Source organism: Streptomyces sp. NPDC019443, assembly GCF_044389785.1.
GTDB lineage: Bacteria > Actinomycetota > Actinomycetes > Streptomycetales > Streptomycetaceae > Streptomyces.
The window spans coordinates 1-19,332 of record NZ_JBIRYJ010000037.1 but is presented as its reverse complement, the minus strand read 5'-3'; the positions used below and the strand labels follow the sequence as shown (position 1 = coordinate 19,332).

The 19,332-nt window shown below is 69.8% G+C and carries 2 protein-coding genes; both read left to right on the top strand.

Features of this window, described 5'->3' with window-relative positions:
• Positions 1 to 16,117, top strand: a 16,117-nt coding sequence (locus ACH492_RS39725; protein WP_398994278.1) for a type I polyketide synthase, incomplete at its 5' end; no start/stop codon positions are given.
• A gap of 45 nt (positions 16,118 to 16,162) precedes the next feature.
• Positions 16,163 to 19,332, top strand: a 3,170-nt coding sequence (locus ACH492_RS39720) for a type I polyketide synthase (protein ID WP_398994276.1), incomplete at its 3' end; no start/stop codon positions are given.

Below are 19,332 nucleotides of genomic sequence, written 5' to 3'. Positions count from 1 at the left end.
GGGCCCCGAGGACCTGTGGCGGCTGGTGGTTGGCGGCGAGGACGCGATCTCCGAGCTTCCCACCGACCGGGGTTGGGACCTCGACGCCCTTTATGGGAACAATGCAGGCCAGTCCGGTGTGAGCCGAACAGGGTCGGGTGGCTTCCTTCAGGACGCTACGCACTTCGATCCGGCGTTCTTCGGCATCAGCCCGCGTGAAGCGGTGGCGATCGACCCGCAGCAGCGTGTGCTGCTGGAAACCTCGTGGGAAGCTCTCGAACGCTCCGGTGTCCGGCCTACGTCGGTCAAGGGCAGCCGTACTGGTGTCTTTGTCGGTGCCAGCAGTTCGGGCTATGGGTCAGGCCTTCGGGAGGCTCCGGAGGGGCTCGGCGGGCACCTGCTCACCGGCAGCTCGGGAGCCGTCTTGTCGGGTCGAGTGGCCTACACGCTGGGGCTTGAAGGGCCTGCGGTGACGGTGGACACAGCGTGTTCGTCTTCGTTGGTCGCCTTGCACCTCGCGGCGCAATCCCTGCGGTCGGGTGAGTGCGATCTTGCCCTGGCCGGCGGTGTGGCGGTCATGGCCAACCCTGGAGCTTTCGTTGAGTTCAGTCTCCAGGGCGGACTTGCTGCTGATGGCCGGTGCAAGGCGTTTTCGGATGCTGCTGATGGCACGGGGTGGGCCGAGGGTGTCGGTGTGCTGGTGGTGGAGCGGTTGTCGGATGCGCGGCGGAACGGTCATCGGGTGCTGGCGGTCGTACGCGGCTCTGCGGTGAACCAGGACGGCGCGTCGAATGGTCTGACCGCGCCGAATGGTCCGTCGCAGCAGCGGGTGATCCGGCAGGCGTTGGCGGGGGCGGGGCTTTCGGCCTCGGATGTTGATGTGGTGGAGGCGCACGGTACGGGTACGTCGTTGGGTGATCCGATCGAGGCGCAGGCGCTGCTGGCGACGTACGGGCAGGGGCGGGATGGGGTCCGGCCGTTGTGGCTGGGGTCGGTGAAGTCGAACATTGGTCATACGCAGGCGGCTGCGGGTGTGGCTGGTGTGATCAAGATGGTGCTGGCGCTTCAGCATGGTGTGCTGCCGCGGACGTTGCATGTGGATGAGCCGTCGTCGCATGTGGACTGGTCGGCGGGGAATGTCCGGCTGCTGTCCGAGGCTGTGGAGTGGCCGGAGAGCGATCGGCTTCGTCGGGCGGGTGTGTCGGCGTTCGGGGTGAGTGGCACCAATGCGCATGTGGTGATTGAGCAGGCCCCGGTGGAGGAGGTTCCTTCCCCGCCGGTGGCTGTTGTGGATGGTTCGGGTGTGGTGCCGTGGGTGGTTTCGGCGCGGAGTCGGGCCGGTCTGCGAGGGCAGGCGGAGCGGTTGCGGGCGTATGTGGAGGCCCGGCCCGAACTCGGTCTGCCGGATGTGGGGTTCGCCCTGGCCACGACGCGGGCACAGTTTGAGCACCGAGCCGTCGTACTCGGCACCGAACGAGATGAACTCCTCCAGGGACTTGCCGATGTGGCCGAGGGAACCCTTGCTGCCAATGCGATGACGGGTGCGGTGGAGACCGGCGGAAGGCTGGCTTTGCTCTTCACTGGGCAGGGTGCGCAGCGGGTCGGGATGGGGCGGGAGTTGTATGACGCTTTCCCGGTTTTCGCGGAGGCGTTTGATGCCGTGTGTGCGTATTTCGATGGTGAGTTGGAGTTGCCGCTGCGGGATGTCGTCTTCGGCGATGACGCGGATGCGTTGAACCGCACCGGCTTCACCCAGCCTGCGCTTTTCGCGGTCGAAGTGGCGTTGTTCCGGCTGGTGGAGTCGTTTGGTGTCAGGCCCGATTTCCTGCTGGGGCATTCGATCGGCGAGCTGGCGGCAGCTCATGTGGCCGGGGTACTCACCCTTGACGACGCGTGCCGGCTGGTGGCGGCTCGCGGTCGGTTGATGGAGGCGTTGCCGGCGGGTGGGGTGATGGTCTCGCTCCAGGCGTCGGAGGCCGAGGTGCTGCCGCTTCTGGACCTGGAGCGGGTGAGTATCGCCGCGGTGAACGGGCCGCAGTCGGTTGTCGTCTCCGGTGAGGAATCCGCCGTCGCGGAGGTCGCTGCGTATTTCGAGGCCGAGGGGCGGAAGGTGAAGCGGCTGCGGGTGAGTCATGCGTTCCACTCGCCGTTGATGGAGCCGATGCTGACCGAGTTCCGTACGGTCGCGGAGAGCGTGACGTACGAGCAGCCGCGTATTCCGGTGGTCTCGAATGTGACCGGTGAGCTCGCCACGGATCTGGCCTCTCCCGAGTACTGGGTGCGGCATGTGCGGGAAGCCGTACGCTTCGCCGACGGTATCCAGTGGCTGGAGGAGCACCGCGCGACCCGGTGTCTGGAGATCGGCCCCGACGGCACGCTGACCGCCATGGCCCAGGGCTGCCTTGACGAAGACATGGACCATGTCCTGATACCCGTTCTGCGTGGTGACCGTTCCGAGGTGACCGCGGTGCTCTCCGCCGCCGGACGGGCATTCGTCCACGGCATCGACGTCGACTGGCAGACATTCCTCCCCAACGCCAACGCCAACGCCAACACCGGCACCGCTTCCGCCCCCGTCGACCTGCCCACCTACGCCTTCCAACACCAGCGCTACTGGCTTGACATGCCCTCCCCCACCGCAGATGCCTCCTCGATCGGCCTTGCCGCCGTCGATCACCCTCTCTTGGGAGCAGCGGTATCCCTGGCCGGTGGCGATGAGATGGTCCTGACGGGGCGGCTCTCCCCTCGGACGCAGCCGTGGCTCGCCGAGCACCGCATCGCAGGCGCGATCGTGGTACCCAGCACGGCTCTCCTGGAGCTGGCAGTGCGCGCAGGGGACGAGGTCGGCTGCTCCCACATCAGGGAACTCGCCCTCGAAGCACCGCTCGTACTCCCCGAGGACGGCGAGGTCCAGCTCCAGGTACGCATCGAGGATCCGGATGCTGCCGGTGACCGGGCTCTCGGGGTGTATGCGCGCCCCGGGGCGGCGTCGCCCGATGCGCCGTGGATGCGGCATGCGAGCGGCGTCCTGGCGGAGTGCGCCCAGCCGGAGGCTTTCGACTTCGGGGTATGGCCGCCCGCCGGAGCGGAACCCGTGGACTTCGACGACCTGTACGACGGGCTGGCGGCGGCCGGGTTCGAATACGGTCCGGACTTCCGCGGCGTGCGAGCCGTGTGGCAGGGCGCCGACGGCGTGTACGCCGAAGTCGAACTGCCCGAGTCCGAGTCCGAGGGTTTCTCCCTCCATCCGGCGCTGTTGGACGCCGCGCTGCACCCGCTGGGCCTCGGCCTGTTGGACGGGGTAGCGACAGGGGCCGTGCTGTTCGCGTGGACCGGGGCGTCCTTGCACGCGACCGGCGCGACAGCGCTGCGGATTCGGCTGGCCAGGCGTGGGCCTGACGGGGTGTCCCTCCAGGCGGCCGACGGCTCCGGGCAGCCGGTGATCGCGGTCGAGTCGATGCTGATGCGGAAGACCGACGAGGACCGGGGCGACCGAACGGTGTCGTTGCCGGCTTCGCTGCTCCGTCTCGACTGGACGCCGATCACCGTAGGAGCGGACGCCGATGGGGCGCGGTTGACCATCGTGGGGAGCGACCCGCTGGGCGTGGCCGAGGCTCTGGGCACCACGGCGTCCGATTCCACGACGTCCGACGCCGTACTCGTGACCGGTGTCGCCACCGCAGCCGAAGCACGCACCGTCCTCAGCGAGCAGCCTGCCCAGAAACCGCAGGCCCGCCTCGTGTTCGTCACCCGCGACGCCGTCGCCATCGGTGATGACACACCGGACCCCGAAGCCGCCGCACTGTGGGCAGAACTCCGCGCCGTCCAGACCGAACACCCGGGCCGGATCGTTCTCGTGGACGTCGACGGCCACATCGACTCCCTCCGTGTCCTGCCCGCCGCGATCGCCACGGGCGAGTCCGAGATCGCGGCCCGTGCGGGTGAGGTGTCGGCGGCGCGCCTGACGAGGTGCCCTTCGACCGCGCCCACGAAGCTCGACGTGGAGCCCGGCGGAACCGTCCTGGTCACCGGCCCGTTCGCCGAGCAGTTCGCTGAAGCGCTCGACGTCGAGGCGTATGTCGAGGCGCATGTGGAGACCCTCGCGGACCAGGACCAGGACCAGGACCAGGACCAGGACCAGGGCCAGGATCCGGACGCCCTGGAGGCGGTGATCGCCGCGATCCCGGCCGGACGGCCGCTCAGCGCGGTCGTCCACACCGCCGACCTCAGCCGGAGCAGCGACATTGGTACGGCCCGGCGCCTGGACGAACTGACGCGTGGGATCGACGTAGACAGTGACAGCGCTCTGTCCGCGTTCGTCCTCATCGGTATCGGCCCGGCCGACGCTCCGTCGTGCGGGCAGCTGGCCGCGCTCGCCCACCAGCGCGCAGCAGTCGGCCTGCCCGCCCTCGCGCTGCTCCCGCCGCCGCACGCCGGCACCCCGGGGCTCGCCGCGCTGTCGGCAGAAGATGTCGCCGGGCTGGTAGGCACCGCCCAGGCGTTGGGCCGGACCGTGCTGCTGCCCGCGCGCGTGGACCGCGCCGCCCTGCGCGGCTCCGCATCACCCCCGCCGGCCGTCCTCACCACATTGGCGCAGGGCACCGGGCGCCGGATCGCCGTACGTGAACGGGCGAGGGCGGCCTCCGGCCTGGCGCGGCAGCTGGCCGGAAAGGGAGCGGGCGAACGCGGCCGCGTGCTCCTGGCTCTCGTACGCACCCAGGTCGCAGGCGTCCTCGGCTACTCCGATGCCGACGAGGTGGAGCACTCCCGGAGCTTCACCGAGCTCGGCTTCACCTCCCTCACCGCTGTCGAACTGCGCAACCGGCTCAACGAGGAGACGGGCATGAGACTGCCCGCCACGCTCGTGTTCGACTACCCGACCCCCGCAGCGCTCGCCCGCTATCTGGACGGCGAACTCACCGGCGAAACCGGCGATTCCGCGCCCAAGCCCGTCAGCACTCCCCTCGACAACGACCCGGTCGTCATCGTCGGTATGAGCTGCCGCTACCCGGGCGGTATCCGCACCCCGGAGGAGTTGTGGGAACTGGTCGCCTCGGGCGGCGACGGCATCTCTCCGTTCCCCGCCGACCGCGGCTGGGACCTCGGCAGCCTGTACGACCCGGACCCGGACCACCCCGGCACGTGCTACGCCCGCGAAGGCGGCTTCCTGCACGACGCCAGCCACTTCGACCCGGGTTTCTTCGCGATCAGCCCCCGCGAGGCGCTGTCGATGGACCCGCAGCAGCGGCTGCTCCTCGAAGTGTCGTGGGAGGCCCTGGAGCGTTCCGGAATCGACCCGGCGTCGGCTCGCGGCAGCCTGACCGGTGTCTTCGCGGGCGTCACCTACCAGGATTACGTCGGCATCCTCAGCGGAGCGCAGGACAGCTTTGAGGGGTACATCGGCACCGGTAACTCGCCCAGCGTGCTGTCGGGGCGCATCGCCTACACCCTCGGCCTCGAAGGGCCGGCGGTCAGCGTCGACACGGCCTGCTCGTCCTCCCTCGTCGCCCTGCACCTGGCCGTCCAGGCGCTCCGGGCGGGCGAGTGCGACCTCGCGCTCGCGGGCGGGGTGACGGTGATGTCCACTCCCGGCTCACTCATCGAGTTCAGCAGGCAGCGGGCGCTCGCCGAGGACGGCAGGTGCAAGCCGTTCTCGGCCGGTGCCGACGGAGCGAGCTGGGCCGAGGGCGTCGGCATGGTGGTCGTCGAGCGGCTGTCCGACGCCCGCCGTCACGGGCACCCGGTGCTGGCTGTCGTACGCGGCAGCGCCCTCAACCAGGACGGCGCGTCCAACGGACTCACCGCGCCCAACGGCCCTGCCCAGCAGCGCGTCATCCGGCAGGCGCTCGCCGGCGCCGGCCTCGCCCCGCGGCAGGTGGACGCCGTCGAGGCGCACGGCACGGGGACGACACTCGGTGACCCGATCGAGGCGCAGGCCGTGATCGCCGCCTACGGCCAGGACCGGGACGACGACCGTCCGCTGTGGCTCGGTTCCCTCAAGTCGAACATCGGACACAGCCAGGCCGCAGCCGGCGTCGGCGGCGTCATCAAGATGGTCATGGCGCTGCGCAACGGTCTGCTGCCCAGGACCCTGTACGCCGAGGAGCCCAGCCCGCACGTCGACTGGACGGCAGGCAATGTACGGCTGCTCAATGAGGCCGTCGCGTGGCCGGACGCGGACGAGCCGCGCCGGGCAGGTGTCTCCTCGTTCGGGATGAGCGGCACCAACGCGCATGTCATCGTCGAGGAAGCACCCCGGCAGCGGACCCCGCGGGACACTCCCGAGACCCCCGGGACCCGCGCCGAATCCGTACTCCCGGTGGTGCCGGTGCCGTTGTCCGCGCGCACCGATGTCGCCCTGCGTGACCAGGCCGCGCGGCTCCGCTCCCATCTGCTCGCCCGGCCGGGTGAGCTCGACGTCACCGGCATCGGGTACTCGCTCGCCACGACCCGTTCCGCTTTCGAGCACCGGGCGGTGCTGGTCGCGGCGGGCCGGGAGGACCTCGACCGGGGCCTGCGTGAGATCGCCGAGGGGGCGATGGTTTCCGATGTGCCGCGAGGCGTCGCACATGGCGGCGCCGCCCGCCCCGTGATGGTCTTTCCCGGGCAGGGCAGCCAGTGGGCGGGCATGGCACGTGAACTGCGCGGCAGCTCGCCGGTGTTCGCCGACCGCCTGGCCGCTTGCGAACAGGCTCTCGCCCCCTTCGTCGACTGGTCGCTGACGGCCGTCCTGCTGGGCGACGCCGACGCGCCGGACCTCGAACGGGTCGACGTCGTACAGCCCGCACTGTGGGCCGTCATGGTTTCGCTCGCCGAACTGTGGCGCTCATACGGAGTGGAGCCCGACGCGGTCGTCGGGCACAGCCAGGGCGAGATCGCCGCCGCCTGTGTCGCCGGGGCACTGACCCTGGACGACGGAGCACGCGTGGTGGCGTTGCGCAGCCGGGCCATCACCGCCATCACGGGAAGCGGCGGCATGATGTCCGTGCAGCTGCCCGTCGGTGCGGTGCGCGAGCGCATCGAGCCGTGGGGCGAGCGGCTGTCCGTCGCCGCCGTCAACGGGCCCGCGTCTGTCGTCGTCTCCGGCGAGGCGGAAGCGCTCGAGGAGCTGTTCACCGCGCTGACCGGTGACGGCGTGCAGGCCCGCAAGGTCGCCGTCGACTACGGCTCACACTCGGCGCAGGTCGAGGCGGTGAGAGAGCAGGTGCTCGGCGCGCTGGACGGGATCAGCCCGGTCGACGCCTCAATCCCGTTCTTCTCGACCGTGACCGGTCAGTGGCAGGACACCTCCGGGCTCGGGCCCGACTACTGGTACACCAACCTGAGGCAGACGGTGCGGTTCGAGGACGCCGTCCGCGGCCTCATGGCGGCCGGACACCGTTCGTTCATCGAAGTCAGCCCGCACCCCGTGCTGACCGGCGGGATACGGGACTGCGTGGACGCGCTCGGCGCGGACGCCGCCGTGCTCGGCACCCTGCGCCGGGACGGAGGCGGACTCGACCGGGTCGTCACCTCCCTCGCCGAGGCACACGCGCAGGGCGTGGCCGTCGACTGGGCCGCCGTCTTCGCCGGCACAGGCGCGCACCGCGTCGACCTGCCGACTTACGCGTTCCAGCGCGAGCGGTACTGGCCGCAGGCACGTGAACTGGCCGCAGCCGACAGCGAGAACGGGCCGACGTCCGACGCCGTCGAAGCGCGGTTCTGGCAGAGCGTCGAACAGGAAGACCTCGAGGCACTCGTAGACACGCTCGACCTCGACGGCAGCGAGCCGCTCAGCGCCGTACTGCCCGCCCTGTCTTCGTGGCGCAGGAACAGCCGAGAGAAGTCCACCGTCGAGGGCTGGCGTTACACCGTGCGCTGGTCGCCGCTCGCCGAGCGCACGTCCGCCGCCCTGAACGGCACTTGGCTGCTGGCCGCCCCGTCGGCGCAAGCCGCTGGCGACCGCGTGGCCGTCGGCGACCGCGTGGCCGCCGTACGGGACGCGCTCGCCGCCCACGGCGCCCGAGTACGCCTCGTGGAGCTGACCCCCGAGGACGGCTCCAGCCGCGAGCGGGTTGCCGGACAACTGCGGGACGCGCTCGGCGACGACGACGTCACCGGCGTCCTCTCGCTGCTCCCGCTGGACGAGCGGGCGCACCCCGAACACCGCTCCGTGCCCGTAGGCCTGTCCGGGTCCCTGTCCCTCATCCAGGCACTCGGTGACCTCGGCATCGAGGCGCCCCTGTGGTGCGGGACCCGCGGTGCTGTCACCATCGGCCGCTCCGAGTCCGTCACCAGCACCCACCAGGCGCTCGTCTGGGGCATGGGCCGCATCGCCGCTCTGGAGCACTCCGACCGCTGGGGCGGCCTCGTCGACCTGCCCGAGGTCCTCGACAAGCGGGCGGCGGACCGGCTGTGCGGACTGCTCGCCGGGCCGGATGGCGAGGACCAGATCGCGGTACGCGTCTCCGGCACCTACGGCCGCCGCCTCGTACGCGCCCCGCTCGCCGGCACCCCGGCGCAGCGCAGCTGGCGGCCCCGCGGCACCGTACTTGTCACCGGCGGAACCGGAGCGGTCGGCGGCCACATCGCCCGCTGGCTGGCCCGGGAAGGCGCCGAGCACCTGCTGCTCACCGGACGCCGCGGCTCCGACGCGCCGGGTGCAGCGGAACTCGAAGCCGAACTCACCGCGCTCGGCTCCCGCGTCACCATCGCCGCCTGCGACGCCGCCGACCGCGAGGCGCTGCGCGACCTGCTCGCATCCGTCCCCGAGCAGTACCCGCTCGACGCGGTCATGCACGTCGCGGGCTCCCTCGACGACGGCGTGATCGACTCCCTCGACCCCGGCCGCATGGACACCGTGCTCCGCGCCAAGGTCACCGCAGCGCTCAACCTGCACGAGCTCACCCGGGAACGAGACCTGTCCGCGTTCGTGCTCTTCTCCTCCACATCGGGCACCATCAGCGGCCCGGGGCTCGGCAACTACGCCCCCGGCAACGCATTCCTCGACGCCCTCGCCCATTGGCGCCGCGCCGCAGGACTCCCCGCCACCGCTGTCGCCTGGGGACACTGGGCGGGAGACGGTATGGGAGAGGGAGCCGTCGGCGACCGGCTCAGGCGCTACGGCGTGTACGACATGCAGCCCGAGATGGCCTGCGGCGCGTTGCGGCAGGCCCTCGACCACGACGAGACATACATCTCCGTCACCGACATCGGCTGGGACAAGTTCACCTCCGCGTTCACGGCTCCCCGGCCAAGCGCACTGCTGCGCGATCTTCCCGACGCGCAACGCGTCCTGGAGGCAGCGCAGGAGAGCGATGACAGCGGCTCCGACGCGTCCAAGCTGCACCAGCACCTCGCGGGACTCTCCGAGTCCGAACGCGCGGGCACGGTCCTGGACGTCGTACGCAGCTACGTCGCCACCGTGCTCGGCTACGCCGGACCCTCGGCGGTCGACCCCGAACGGGCCTTCAGCGACCTCGGGTTCGACTCGCTCAGCGCCGTCGAGCTGCGCAACGGAATGAACAGCATCACCGGCCTGCGGCTGCCGGCGACTCTCGTCTTCGACTACCCCACCTGCGCGGTGCTCGCGGACTTCCTGCTGGCCGAACTGTCCGGCACGGCAGCGAATGCCGAGCCCGCTGCCGCGCTTCCGGCTGTGGTGGCAGAGCACGACGAGCCGGTGGCGATTGTGGCGATGAGCTGTCGTTTCCCTGGTGGTGTGGGTTCGCCGGAAGAGTTGTGGCGGCTGTTGTGCGCGGGCGGGGACGGGGTGGTCCCGTTCCCGGCCGATCGTGGTTGGGATGCCGAGGGGTTGTATGACCCGGAGCCGGGACGGCCGGGGAAGGTTTCCACGCGTGAGGGTGGGTTCCTGCCGGGTGTCGATGAGTTCGATCCGGGGTTCTTCGGGATTTCGCCGCGGGAGGCGGTGGCGATGGATCCGCAGCAGCGGCTGCTGCTGGAGACGTCGTGGGAGGCATTCGAGCGGGCCGGGATCGACCCGGTGACGCTGCGAGGCAGCCGTACAGGCGTCTTCGCGGGGACGAACGGGCAGGACTACACGGGCCTGTTGGTGGCATCGGGGGAGGAGGACCTGGGGGGCTATATCGGTACGGGCAATGCGGCGAGCGTGGTCTCGGGGCGGCTGTCGTACACGTTTGGTCTTGAGGGGCCGGCGGTGACGGTGGACACGGCGTGTTCGGCGTCGCTCGTGGCGTTGCATCTGGCGGTGCAGTCGTTGCGGTCGGGTGAGTGTGATCTGGCGCTGGCCGGTGGTGTGACCGTCATGTCGACGCCGGGGCTTTTCCTGGATTTCAGTCGGCAGCGTGGGTTGGCTGCTGACGGCCGGTGCAAGGCGTTCTCGGATCAGGCGGATGGCGCGGGGTTCTCCGAGGGTGCTGGTGTGCTCGTGGTGGAACGGCTGTCGGACGCCCGGCGGAATGGTCACCAGGTGTTGGCGGTGGTGGCTGGTTCTGCGGTGAATCAGGATGGTGCGTCGAATGGTCTGACGGCGCCGAATGGTCCCTCCCAGCAGCGGGTGATCCGGCAGGCGTTGGCGGGGGCGGGGCTGTCCATCTCCGATGTGGATGTGGTGGAGGCGCACGGTACCGGGACGACGCTGGGTGATCCCATCGAGGCGCAGGCGCTGATCGCCACCTACGGTCAGGGGCATGCGGACGATCGTCCCCTCTGGCTGGGTTCGGTGAAGTCGAATCTCGGTCATACGCAGGCGGCTGCGGGTGTGGCCGGTGTGATCAAGATGGTGCTGGCGCTTCAGCATGGTGTGCTGCCGCGGACGTTGCATGCGGAGGAGCCGTCGTCGCATGTGGACTGGTCGGCGGGGAACGTACGACTGCTGACCGAGGCCGTGGAGTGGCCCGAGACCGAAAGGCCGCGGCGCGCTGGTGTGTCGTCGTTCGGCATCAGCGGCACCAACGCACACACGATCCTGGAGGAAGCCCCGTCCCTGGACGAGGCCTCGCACCTGGAAACCGCGCCTCCGTCGTCACCTGCGGACGACGCCGAAGGCAACTCGACGCCGACGGAGTCCTCCGCTGTGCCTTGGGCGATCACCGGCAAGACCAGGTCCGCGCTCCGTGCGCAGGCCACACGGCTGCTCGCGCATGTGGAGGCACATCCGGATCTGCGCGCCACCGATCTGGGGCTGTCGCTCGCCACTACCCGGTCCGCCATGGAGCACCGGGCCGTGGTCCTCGGTGAGGATCGGGACGAGTTGCTGCGCGGCCTCGCCGCCGTGGCCGACGACGAACCGTCTCCGAACGCGGTCACCGGCTCGGCCAAGGCAGGCGGCCGGATGGCTCTGCTGTTCACGGGGCAGGGTGCGCAGCGGGTAGGTATGGGGCGGGAGTTGTACGACGCGTTCCCGGTTTTCGCGGAGGCGTTTGATGCTGTGTGTGCGTATTTTGATGGTGAGTTGGAGTTGCCGCTGCGGGATGTCGTCTTCGGTGATGACGCGGATGCGTTGAATCGGACGGGCTTTACGCAGCCTGCGCTTTTCGCGGTCGAAGTCGCGCTTTACCGGCTGGTGGAGTTGTTCGGTGTCAGGCCGGACTATGTGGTGGGGCATTCGATCGGTGAGTTGGCGGCCGCGCATGTGGCGGGGGTGTGGTCGCTGGAGGATGCGTGTCGTCTGGTGGCGGCGCGTGGCCGGTTGATGCAGGCGTTGCCGGCGGGTGGGGCGATGGTGTCGCTCCAGGCGTCGGAGGCCGAAGTACTGCCGTTCCTCGACCTGGAGCGGGTGAGCATTGCCGCGGTGAACGGGCCGCAGTCGGTCGTTGTCTCGGGTTATGAGGACACGGTCACTCGGCTGGCGAAGCATTTCGAGGCCGAGGGCCGGAAGGTGAAGCGGCTGCGGGTGAGTCATGCGTTCCACTCGCCGCTGATGGAGCCGATGCTGGCCGAGTTCCGTACGGTCGCGGAGAGCGTGAACTACGAGCAGCCGCGTATCCCGGTGGTCTCGAATGTGACCGGTGAGCTCGCCACGGATCTGGCCTCTCCCGAGTACTGGGTGCGGCATGTGCGGGAAGCCGTACGCTTCGCCGACGGTATCCAGTGGCTGGAGGAGCACGAGGTCTCCCGGTTCCTGGAGATCGGCCCCGACGGCACGCTGACGGCGATGGCCCAAGGCTGCGTAGACCGGGCTGACCATCTTCTCGTACCCACCCAGCGCAAGAACCGCCCGGAGGCAGCCGGCCTTCTCACCGCTCTCGCCCGGACGTTCGCCGACGGTGTGCCGCTCGCCTGGGAAGCCGCTTTCGCAGGGCGCGGTGCCCGCCGGGTCGGCCTGCCGACGTACGCCTTCCAGCGGCACCGCTACTGGCCCAAGCCGCCCGTCATGCCGACCGGTGACATCAGCTCGGCGGGTCTCTCATCGGCGGACCACCCCCTGCTGGGTGCGGCGGTGGAGGTGGCCGGTTCCGACGCCTTCCTCTTCACCGGCAGGCTGTCGCTGCGCACCCACCCTTGGCTCGCCGACCACGCGGTGACCGGGACCGTCCTGTTCCCCGGCACGGGCTTCCTCGAACTGGCCGTCCGCGCGGCCGACGAGGTGGGCTGCGGCCGCGTGGACGAGTTCACCATCGCCGCGCCGCTCGTCCTGCCGGAGCACGGTGCGGTACAGCTGCAGCTCGCGGTGGAGCCACCGGACGAGTCGGGACGGCGGACGCTGAACCTGTACTCGCGACCGGAGGACGACCTCGCCGAGCGGCCGTGGGTACTCCACGCCAGTGGCGTGGTGTCCACCGGCGCAGCAGCGGACCAGGACGAGCCGTACGACTTCGCCGTCTGGCCGCCGCGCGACGCGGACGCCGCCTCGGTCGACGACTTCTACGACCGCTTCGCCGAGGCCGGATTCGCCTACGGCCCGGTCTTCCGCGGGCTGAAGGCCGTCTGGCAACGCGGCGATGAGATCTTCGCCGAGGTCGAGCTGCCGGAGGAGCATGACGGGCTGGCCGGTGCGTTCGGGCTTCACCCCGCGCTGCTCGACTCCGCGCTGCACGCGATGATGTTCGTGTCCATGGAGGATGTCGGCCGGGGCCGGTTGCCGTTCTCCTGGAACGGAGTCTCCCTGAGGGCCGCCGGGGCCACCGCCCTGCGCGTGCGCCTCGTCCAGTCCGGACCCGAGTCGGTCTCACTCGAACTGGCCGACCCCACTGGAGGTTCGGTCGCCTCCATCGAGTCGCTGACGCTACGTCAGGTGTCTGGTGAGCAGGCGAGCAGCAACGCTCCCTTCCACGACGCGCTGTTCCAGGTGGACTGGGTCACCGTGCCCGTGCCTGCAGTTCAGGTGGAAGAGCCGTGGGCGGTCGTCGGGGACGTGGCACAGGCTGCGGCCCTGGACGGCGTCGGCATACGGGTGGACGTGAGCGACAGTCTGAGCGATCTCGCCGACGAGGCGCCTCCCGTGGTCCTGGTCACCTGCGCGCGCGGTGCGAGCGAAAGCGGCGCTGCCACCGCGGCGCACACCGCCGCCAACCGAACGCTCGCACTGCTGCAGGAGTGGTTGGAGGACGAGCGCTTCGCCGCTTCCCGGCTTGTCTTCATCACCCACGGCGCCGTGAGCACCTCGGACGCGGACCGGCCGGACCCGGCGCAGGCTGCCGTCTGGGGCCTGGTCCGTTCTGCCAGTGTCGAGAACCCGGGGCGATTCACGCTCGTCGACCTCGACGGAACCGCGGACTCGACGGCTGCCCTCCCCGGCGCACTGGCGAGTGGAGAGCCTGAGGCGGCAGTGCGAGCGGGAGCGGTACACGCACCGAGGCTCGCCCGAGTCGCGTCCACGGACGCTCTGGCCCGGCCCGAGGCGGACGCCTGGCGACTGGACATCGCCGACAAGGGCACCCTGGAGAAGCTGCGCCTGGTGGAGTGCCCCGAGGTGAAGGCGGAGGTAGGGGCAGGTCAGGTACGCATCGGGGTTCGTGCGGCAGGGGTCAACTTCCGCGACGTGTTGAACGCGCTCGGCATGTACCCGGGTGAGGCCGGCCTGCTGGGCAGTGAGGGCGCCGGGGTGGTGCTGGAGGTCGGCCCCGGGGTGAGTGATCTGAAGCCCGGTGACCGGGTCATGGGCATGTTCTTCGGAGCCTTCGGTCCCGTGGCGGTGGCAGACCGCCGCTTGCTCGCGCGCATTCCGGAGGGGTGGTCGTTCGCGCAGGCGGCGGCCGCGCCGGTCGTATTCCTGACGGCGTATTACGCGCTGGTGGACTTGGGCGGGTTGCAGGCGGGCGAGTCGGTGCTGATTCACGCTGCCGCGGGTGGGGTTGGTATGGCCGCTGTGCAGTTGGCGCGGCATCTGGGTGCTGAGGTGTTCGGTACGGCGAGTCCCGGCAAGTGGGGAACACTGCGCGGGTCGGGTCTGGACGAGGCGCATATCGCGTCCTCGCGTGATCTGGACTTCGAGCGGTCGTTCCTGGAATCGACCGGTGGCCGGGGCATGGACGTGGTCCTGGATTCCCTGGCGCGGGAGTTTGTGGATGCCTCGTTCCGGCTGTTGCCGCGGGGTGGGCGGTTTGTGGAGATGGGCAAGACCGATGTGCGGGATCCGCAGGAGGTAGCGGCTGAGCACGCGGGTGTCGCGTATCGGGCCTTCGACCTGTTCGACGCCGGTCCTGAGCGGATCGCGGAGATGCTGAGCGTGCTCCTCGATCTGTTCGAGCGGGGTGTGCTGGAGCCGTTGCCGGTCACGGCGTGGGATGTGCGGAAGGCTCCGGATGCGTTCCGATTCCTGAGTCAGGCCAGGCATGTGGGCAAGGTCGTCCTCACGATGCCGGTCGCTCTCGACCCGGAGGGCACGGTACTGATCACCGGCGGTACGGGTGGTCTGGGCGCGCTGGTGGCCCGGCATCTGGTGGCCGAGCACGGCATGCGGCACCTGCTCCTCGCCAGCCGCCGGGGCCCGCAGGCGCCCGGCGCCGAGGATTTGCGCGGCGAGTTGGCAGGGCTGGGAGCTTCGGTGTCGGTTGTGGCGTGTGATGCCGCTGACCGTGGGTCGTTGGCCGCGTTGCTGGCGGGTGTCCCTGTCGGCCGTCCGTTGACTGCGGTGGTGCATACGGCGGGTGTGCTGGATGACGGTGTGGTTTCTTCGCTGACGCCGGAGCGGATGGATGCGGTACTGGCGCCGAAGGCGGATGCTGCGCTGCATCTGGATGAGTTGACGCGTGGGCTGGATCTGGCGGCGTTTGTGGTGTTCTCGTCGGTGGCTGGGACGTTCGGCAGTGCGGGTCAGGCCAACTACGCGGCAGCGAACGCCTTCTTGGACGCTCTGGCATGTCGGCGTGGTGGGTTGGGTCTTCCTGCGACGTCGTTGGCCTGGGGTGCCTGGGCTCCGGGTGCCGGTATGACGGGTGAGTTGAGCGAAGCCGACATGCAACGCATGGCACGCGGCGGCATGATCCCGCTGACTCCGGAACAGGGCGTCGGCCTGCTCGACACCGCGACGACCCTGGCCCGTCCGCTGCTGCTGCCGATGAACCTCGATACGGCGCCGCTGCGCGCGCACCCCCAGGCCGTACCGCCGCTGCTGCGCAACCTGGTCAGGGCACCTGCCCGTCGCACTACCGCAGCGTCCATCGCGACGGCGGGAGCGGAAGGACAGCAGGATCTCGCAGAGCGGCTGGGAGCGCTGCCCTCGGCGGACCGCGAGCAGTATCTGCTCGATCTGGTCTGCACACAGGTGGCCGTGGTCCTCGGCCATGGGTCGGCCGAGGACATCGAACCCGACCAGGCATTCAAGGAGTTGGGCTTCGACTCGTTGACGGCGGTGGAACTCCGTAACCACCTCAACGCGGCGACCAGGCTCAGGCTGCCGGCCACCCTCGTCTTCGACTACCCGACGCCGCTCGTCCTGGTCCGTCATGTCCTGGACGAGATCGAACTGCCCGAGACATCGGGTGCACAGCCGATCCTCGGCGAGCTGACCCGGCTGGAGGCCGCGATGGCCGGCTCCACGGTCGGTGACGAGGAACGGGCCGGGATCACCGACCGGCTGCGCGAGCTGATGACGCAATGGCAGAGCAGCAACGGCCAGGTGGAGCGAGGGGCGGATCCGTACACGGAGAGCGATGACGACGACGGCGAACTGGAGTCGGCCTCGACGGCCGGCGAACTGTTCGACCTCATCGACAAGGAACTGGGAACGTCGTGACCGGACGCGGGGAACCGCTCGGCTTGGCTCGAGGATGTGACGTTGATGACTGCTGACGACGAGAAGTACGTGGAGTACCTCAAGCGGGTGACGTCCGAGCTTCGGCAGACTCGCCGCCAGCTTCGCGAAGTCGAGACCAGGGACCAGGAGCCCATCGCCATTGTCGCGATGAGCTGCCGCTATCCCGGAGGCGTGCGTTCGCCGGAAGACTTGTGGCAGCTGGTCGCAGAAGGCGGAGACGCCGTCTCCGGGTTCCCGGTCGACCGTGGATGGGATGTCGACGCGGCCTACGACCCGGATCCGGACCCGGACAAGCCGGGCTCGATGTACGTGCGCGAGGGCGGCTTCCTGCATGACGCGGGGTTCTTCGACCCGGCGTTCTTCGGGATGAGCCCGCGGGAGGCCCTGGCCACCGATCCGCAACAACGCCTGCTGCTCGAAGTTGCCTGGGAGGCGTTCGAGCGGGCGGGCATCGATCCGACGTCGGTGCGCGGCACCAGCGGTGGGGTGTTCGTGGGAGCCGCGACTTCCGGATACGGCGTCGGTGTGGCAGAGCTCCCCGAAGGCGTACAGGGACTCCTCCTCGCGGGCAACGCCACATCCGTGGCCTCCGGCCGTGTCGCGTACACCCTCGGTCTGGAGGGCCCCGCCGTCACGGTTGACACGGCGTGCTCATCGTCGCTGGTCGCGCTGCACTGGGCATGTCATGCGCTGCGCCGCGGCGAATGCGATCTCGCACTGGCCGGCGGTGTCGCGGTCATGTGCACTCCGGCGATGTTCTTCGAGTTCAGCAGGCAGCGCGGCCTCGCGGCTGACGGCCGCTGCAAGCCGTTTTCCGACGACGCGGACGGCACAGGGTGGTCGGAGGGCGCCGGGATGCTGCTTGTCGAGCGGCTGTCCGACGCGCGGAAGAACGGCCATCCGGTGCTCGCTGTCGTCCGGGGGACGGCCATCAACTCCGACGGAGCGTCGAACGGCCTGACCGCCCCCAACGGCCCCTCGCAGCAGCGGGTCATCCGAGCCGCGCTGTCCCAGGCAGGGCTTTCGCCGGCCGAGGTCGACGTCGTCGACGCCCACGGGACGGGAACCTCTCTGGGTGACCCGATCGAGGCGCAGGCTCTCCTGGCCACGTACGGAAAGGACCGGGCAGGCAACGAGCCGTTGCGGCTCGGCTCGCTCAAGTCGAACATCGGTCACACCCAGTCGGCAGCCGGGGTCGGCAGCATCATCAAGATGGTCATGGCCATGCGCCGTGGAACCCTGCCCCGGACCCTGCATGTCTCCGAGCCGTCCCGGCACATCGACTGGACAGCCGGGGATGTGAGGGTGCTGACCGAGGCGATTCCGTGGGAAAAGGACGAACATCCGCGCCGGGCGGGGGTCTCGTCCTTCGGCATCAGCGGGACCAACGCACACGCGATCATCGAGCAGGCGGCACAAGTAGCTGAGGATGTCGCGCAACCGCAGGGAGAGGGCGAGTCCTCACGGGCGTTGCCCCTCGTTCCGTGGGTGGTCTCGGCCCGCAGCGAGGCGGCACTGCGCGCGCAGGCATCGCAACTGCTGGCGCGGGTCAGTGATGACGAGCTGGACCTGGACCTGATCGATGTCGGTTACTCCCTCGCCAGCACGCGGACCGCGTTCGAACACCGGGCAGTGGTGCTCGCGGAGGACAGAGCTGCTGCTCTGAGCGGCCTGGAGGACCTGGCTGCCCAGGGTGCTGGTGGGGCCGACGCCGGCGTAGTGCGGGGCCGCACGATGCGGGGTGGCACCGCCTTCCTGTTCACGGGCCAGGGCGCCCAGCGTGCGGGAATGGGACGGGAGCTGTACGAGTCGTTCCCGGTCTTCGCCGAGGCCTTCGACGAGGTGTGTGCGCTTTTCGACACGGAGCTGGAACGGCCGCTTCGGGACGCCGTCTTCGGCGATGGCGCTGATGCTGCCCTGCACCGCACCGCCGTCACCCAGCCTGCGCTGTTCGCGGTGGAAGTGGCGCTCTACCGGCTGGTCGAGTCCTGGGGTGTCAAGCCCAAGTATCTGGTGGGACATTCGATCGGCGAGTTGGCGGCTGCGCATGTGGCGGGGGTGTGGTCGCTGGAGGATGCGTGTCGTCTGGTGGCGGCGCGTGGCCGGTTGATGCAGGCGTTGCCCACTGGTGGGGCGATGATCTCGCTCCAGGCCGACGAGGACGAGGTGCTGCCGCTGCTGAAGGGGCACGAGCAGCGGGTGAGCATCGCCGCCGTGAACGGTCCTTCGGCAACTGTCGTCGCGGGCGAGGAAGCCGCTGTCGCGGAGATCGCCGGGAAGTTCGAGGAGCAGGGACGGAAGACGAAGCGGCTACGGGTGAGCCATGCCTTCCACTCGCCGCTGATGGAACCGATGCTCGCGGAGTTCCGTGCCGTCGCGGAGAGCATGACGTTCCAGCAGCCGCGTATTCCCGTGATCTCGAACGTGACCGGGGAACCGGCCACGGATCTGACGACCGCCGACTACTGGGTACGGCATGTACGCGAAGCCGTACGGTTCGCCGACGGTGTCCGCTGGCTCGCTGGTCATGGCGTGGCCCGGTTCCTGGAACTGGGACCGGGAGGAACGCTGACGGCCATGGCCCAGGCGTGCCTCGCCGACGTCGGTGACGAGGACACGGACCGGGTGTGTGCGGCCGCGTTGCGAGCGGACAGGCCGGAGGTCACCGCCCTGATGTCGGCGGTGGCCGGAGTCTTCGCTTCGGGAGCGCCGATCGACTGGGCGGCGTATTTCGCGGGCTCCGGGGCTCGGCGGGTGGATCTGCCGACGTACGCGTTCCAGCGCGAGCGGTACTGGCTGGAGCCAACGGGCGCCGGAGTCCGGGCGAGTGAGCGGTCGGTGGTGGACGGTTGGCGTTATCGGGTTGAGTGGAAGCCGCTGGCTGGGGCTGGGGTTGGGGTTGCCCGGTTGGGTGGGCGTTGGGTTTGTGTGGTTCCGGCGGGGGAGAGTTGGGCTTCCTCGGTGGTGGATGGGCTGGTCTCACGGGGGGTTGCACCGGTTCGGGTGGAGTGCGGTCCTGGTGTGGATCGGGCTGTGCTGGCTGAGCGATTCGCCGTGCTGGGTGATGGGCCGGTTGCTGGTGTGCTGGTGGTGGGTGCCGCGGATGTGGTGGATGCGGCTGTTGTGGTGCAGGCGTTGGGGGATGCGGGTGTTGCGGGTCGTTTGTGGGTGGTGACTCGTGGGGCTGTTTGTGT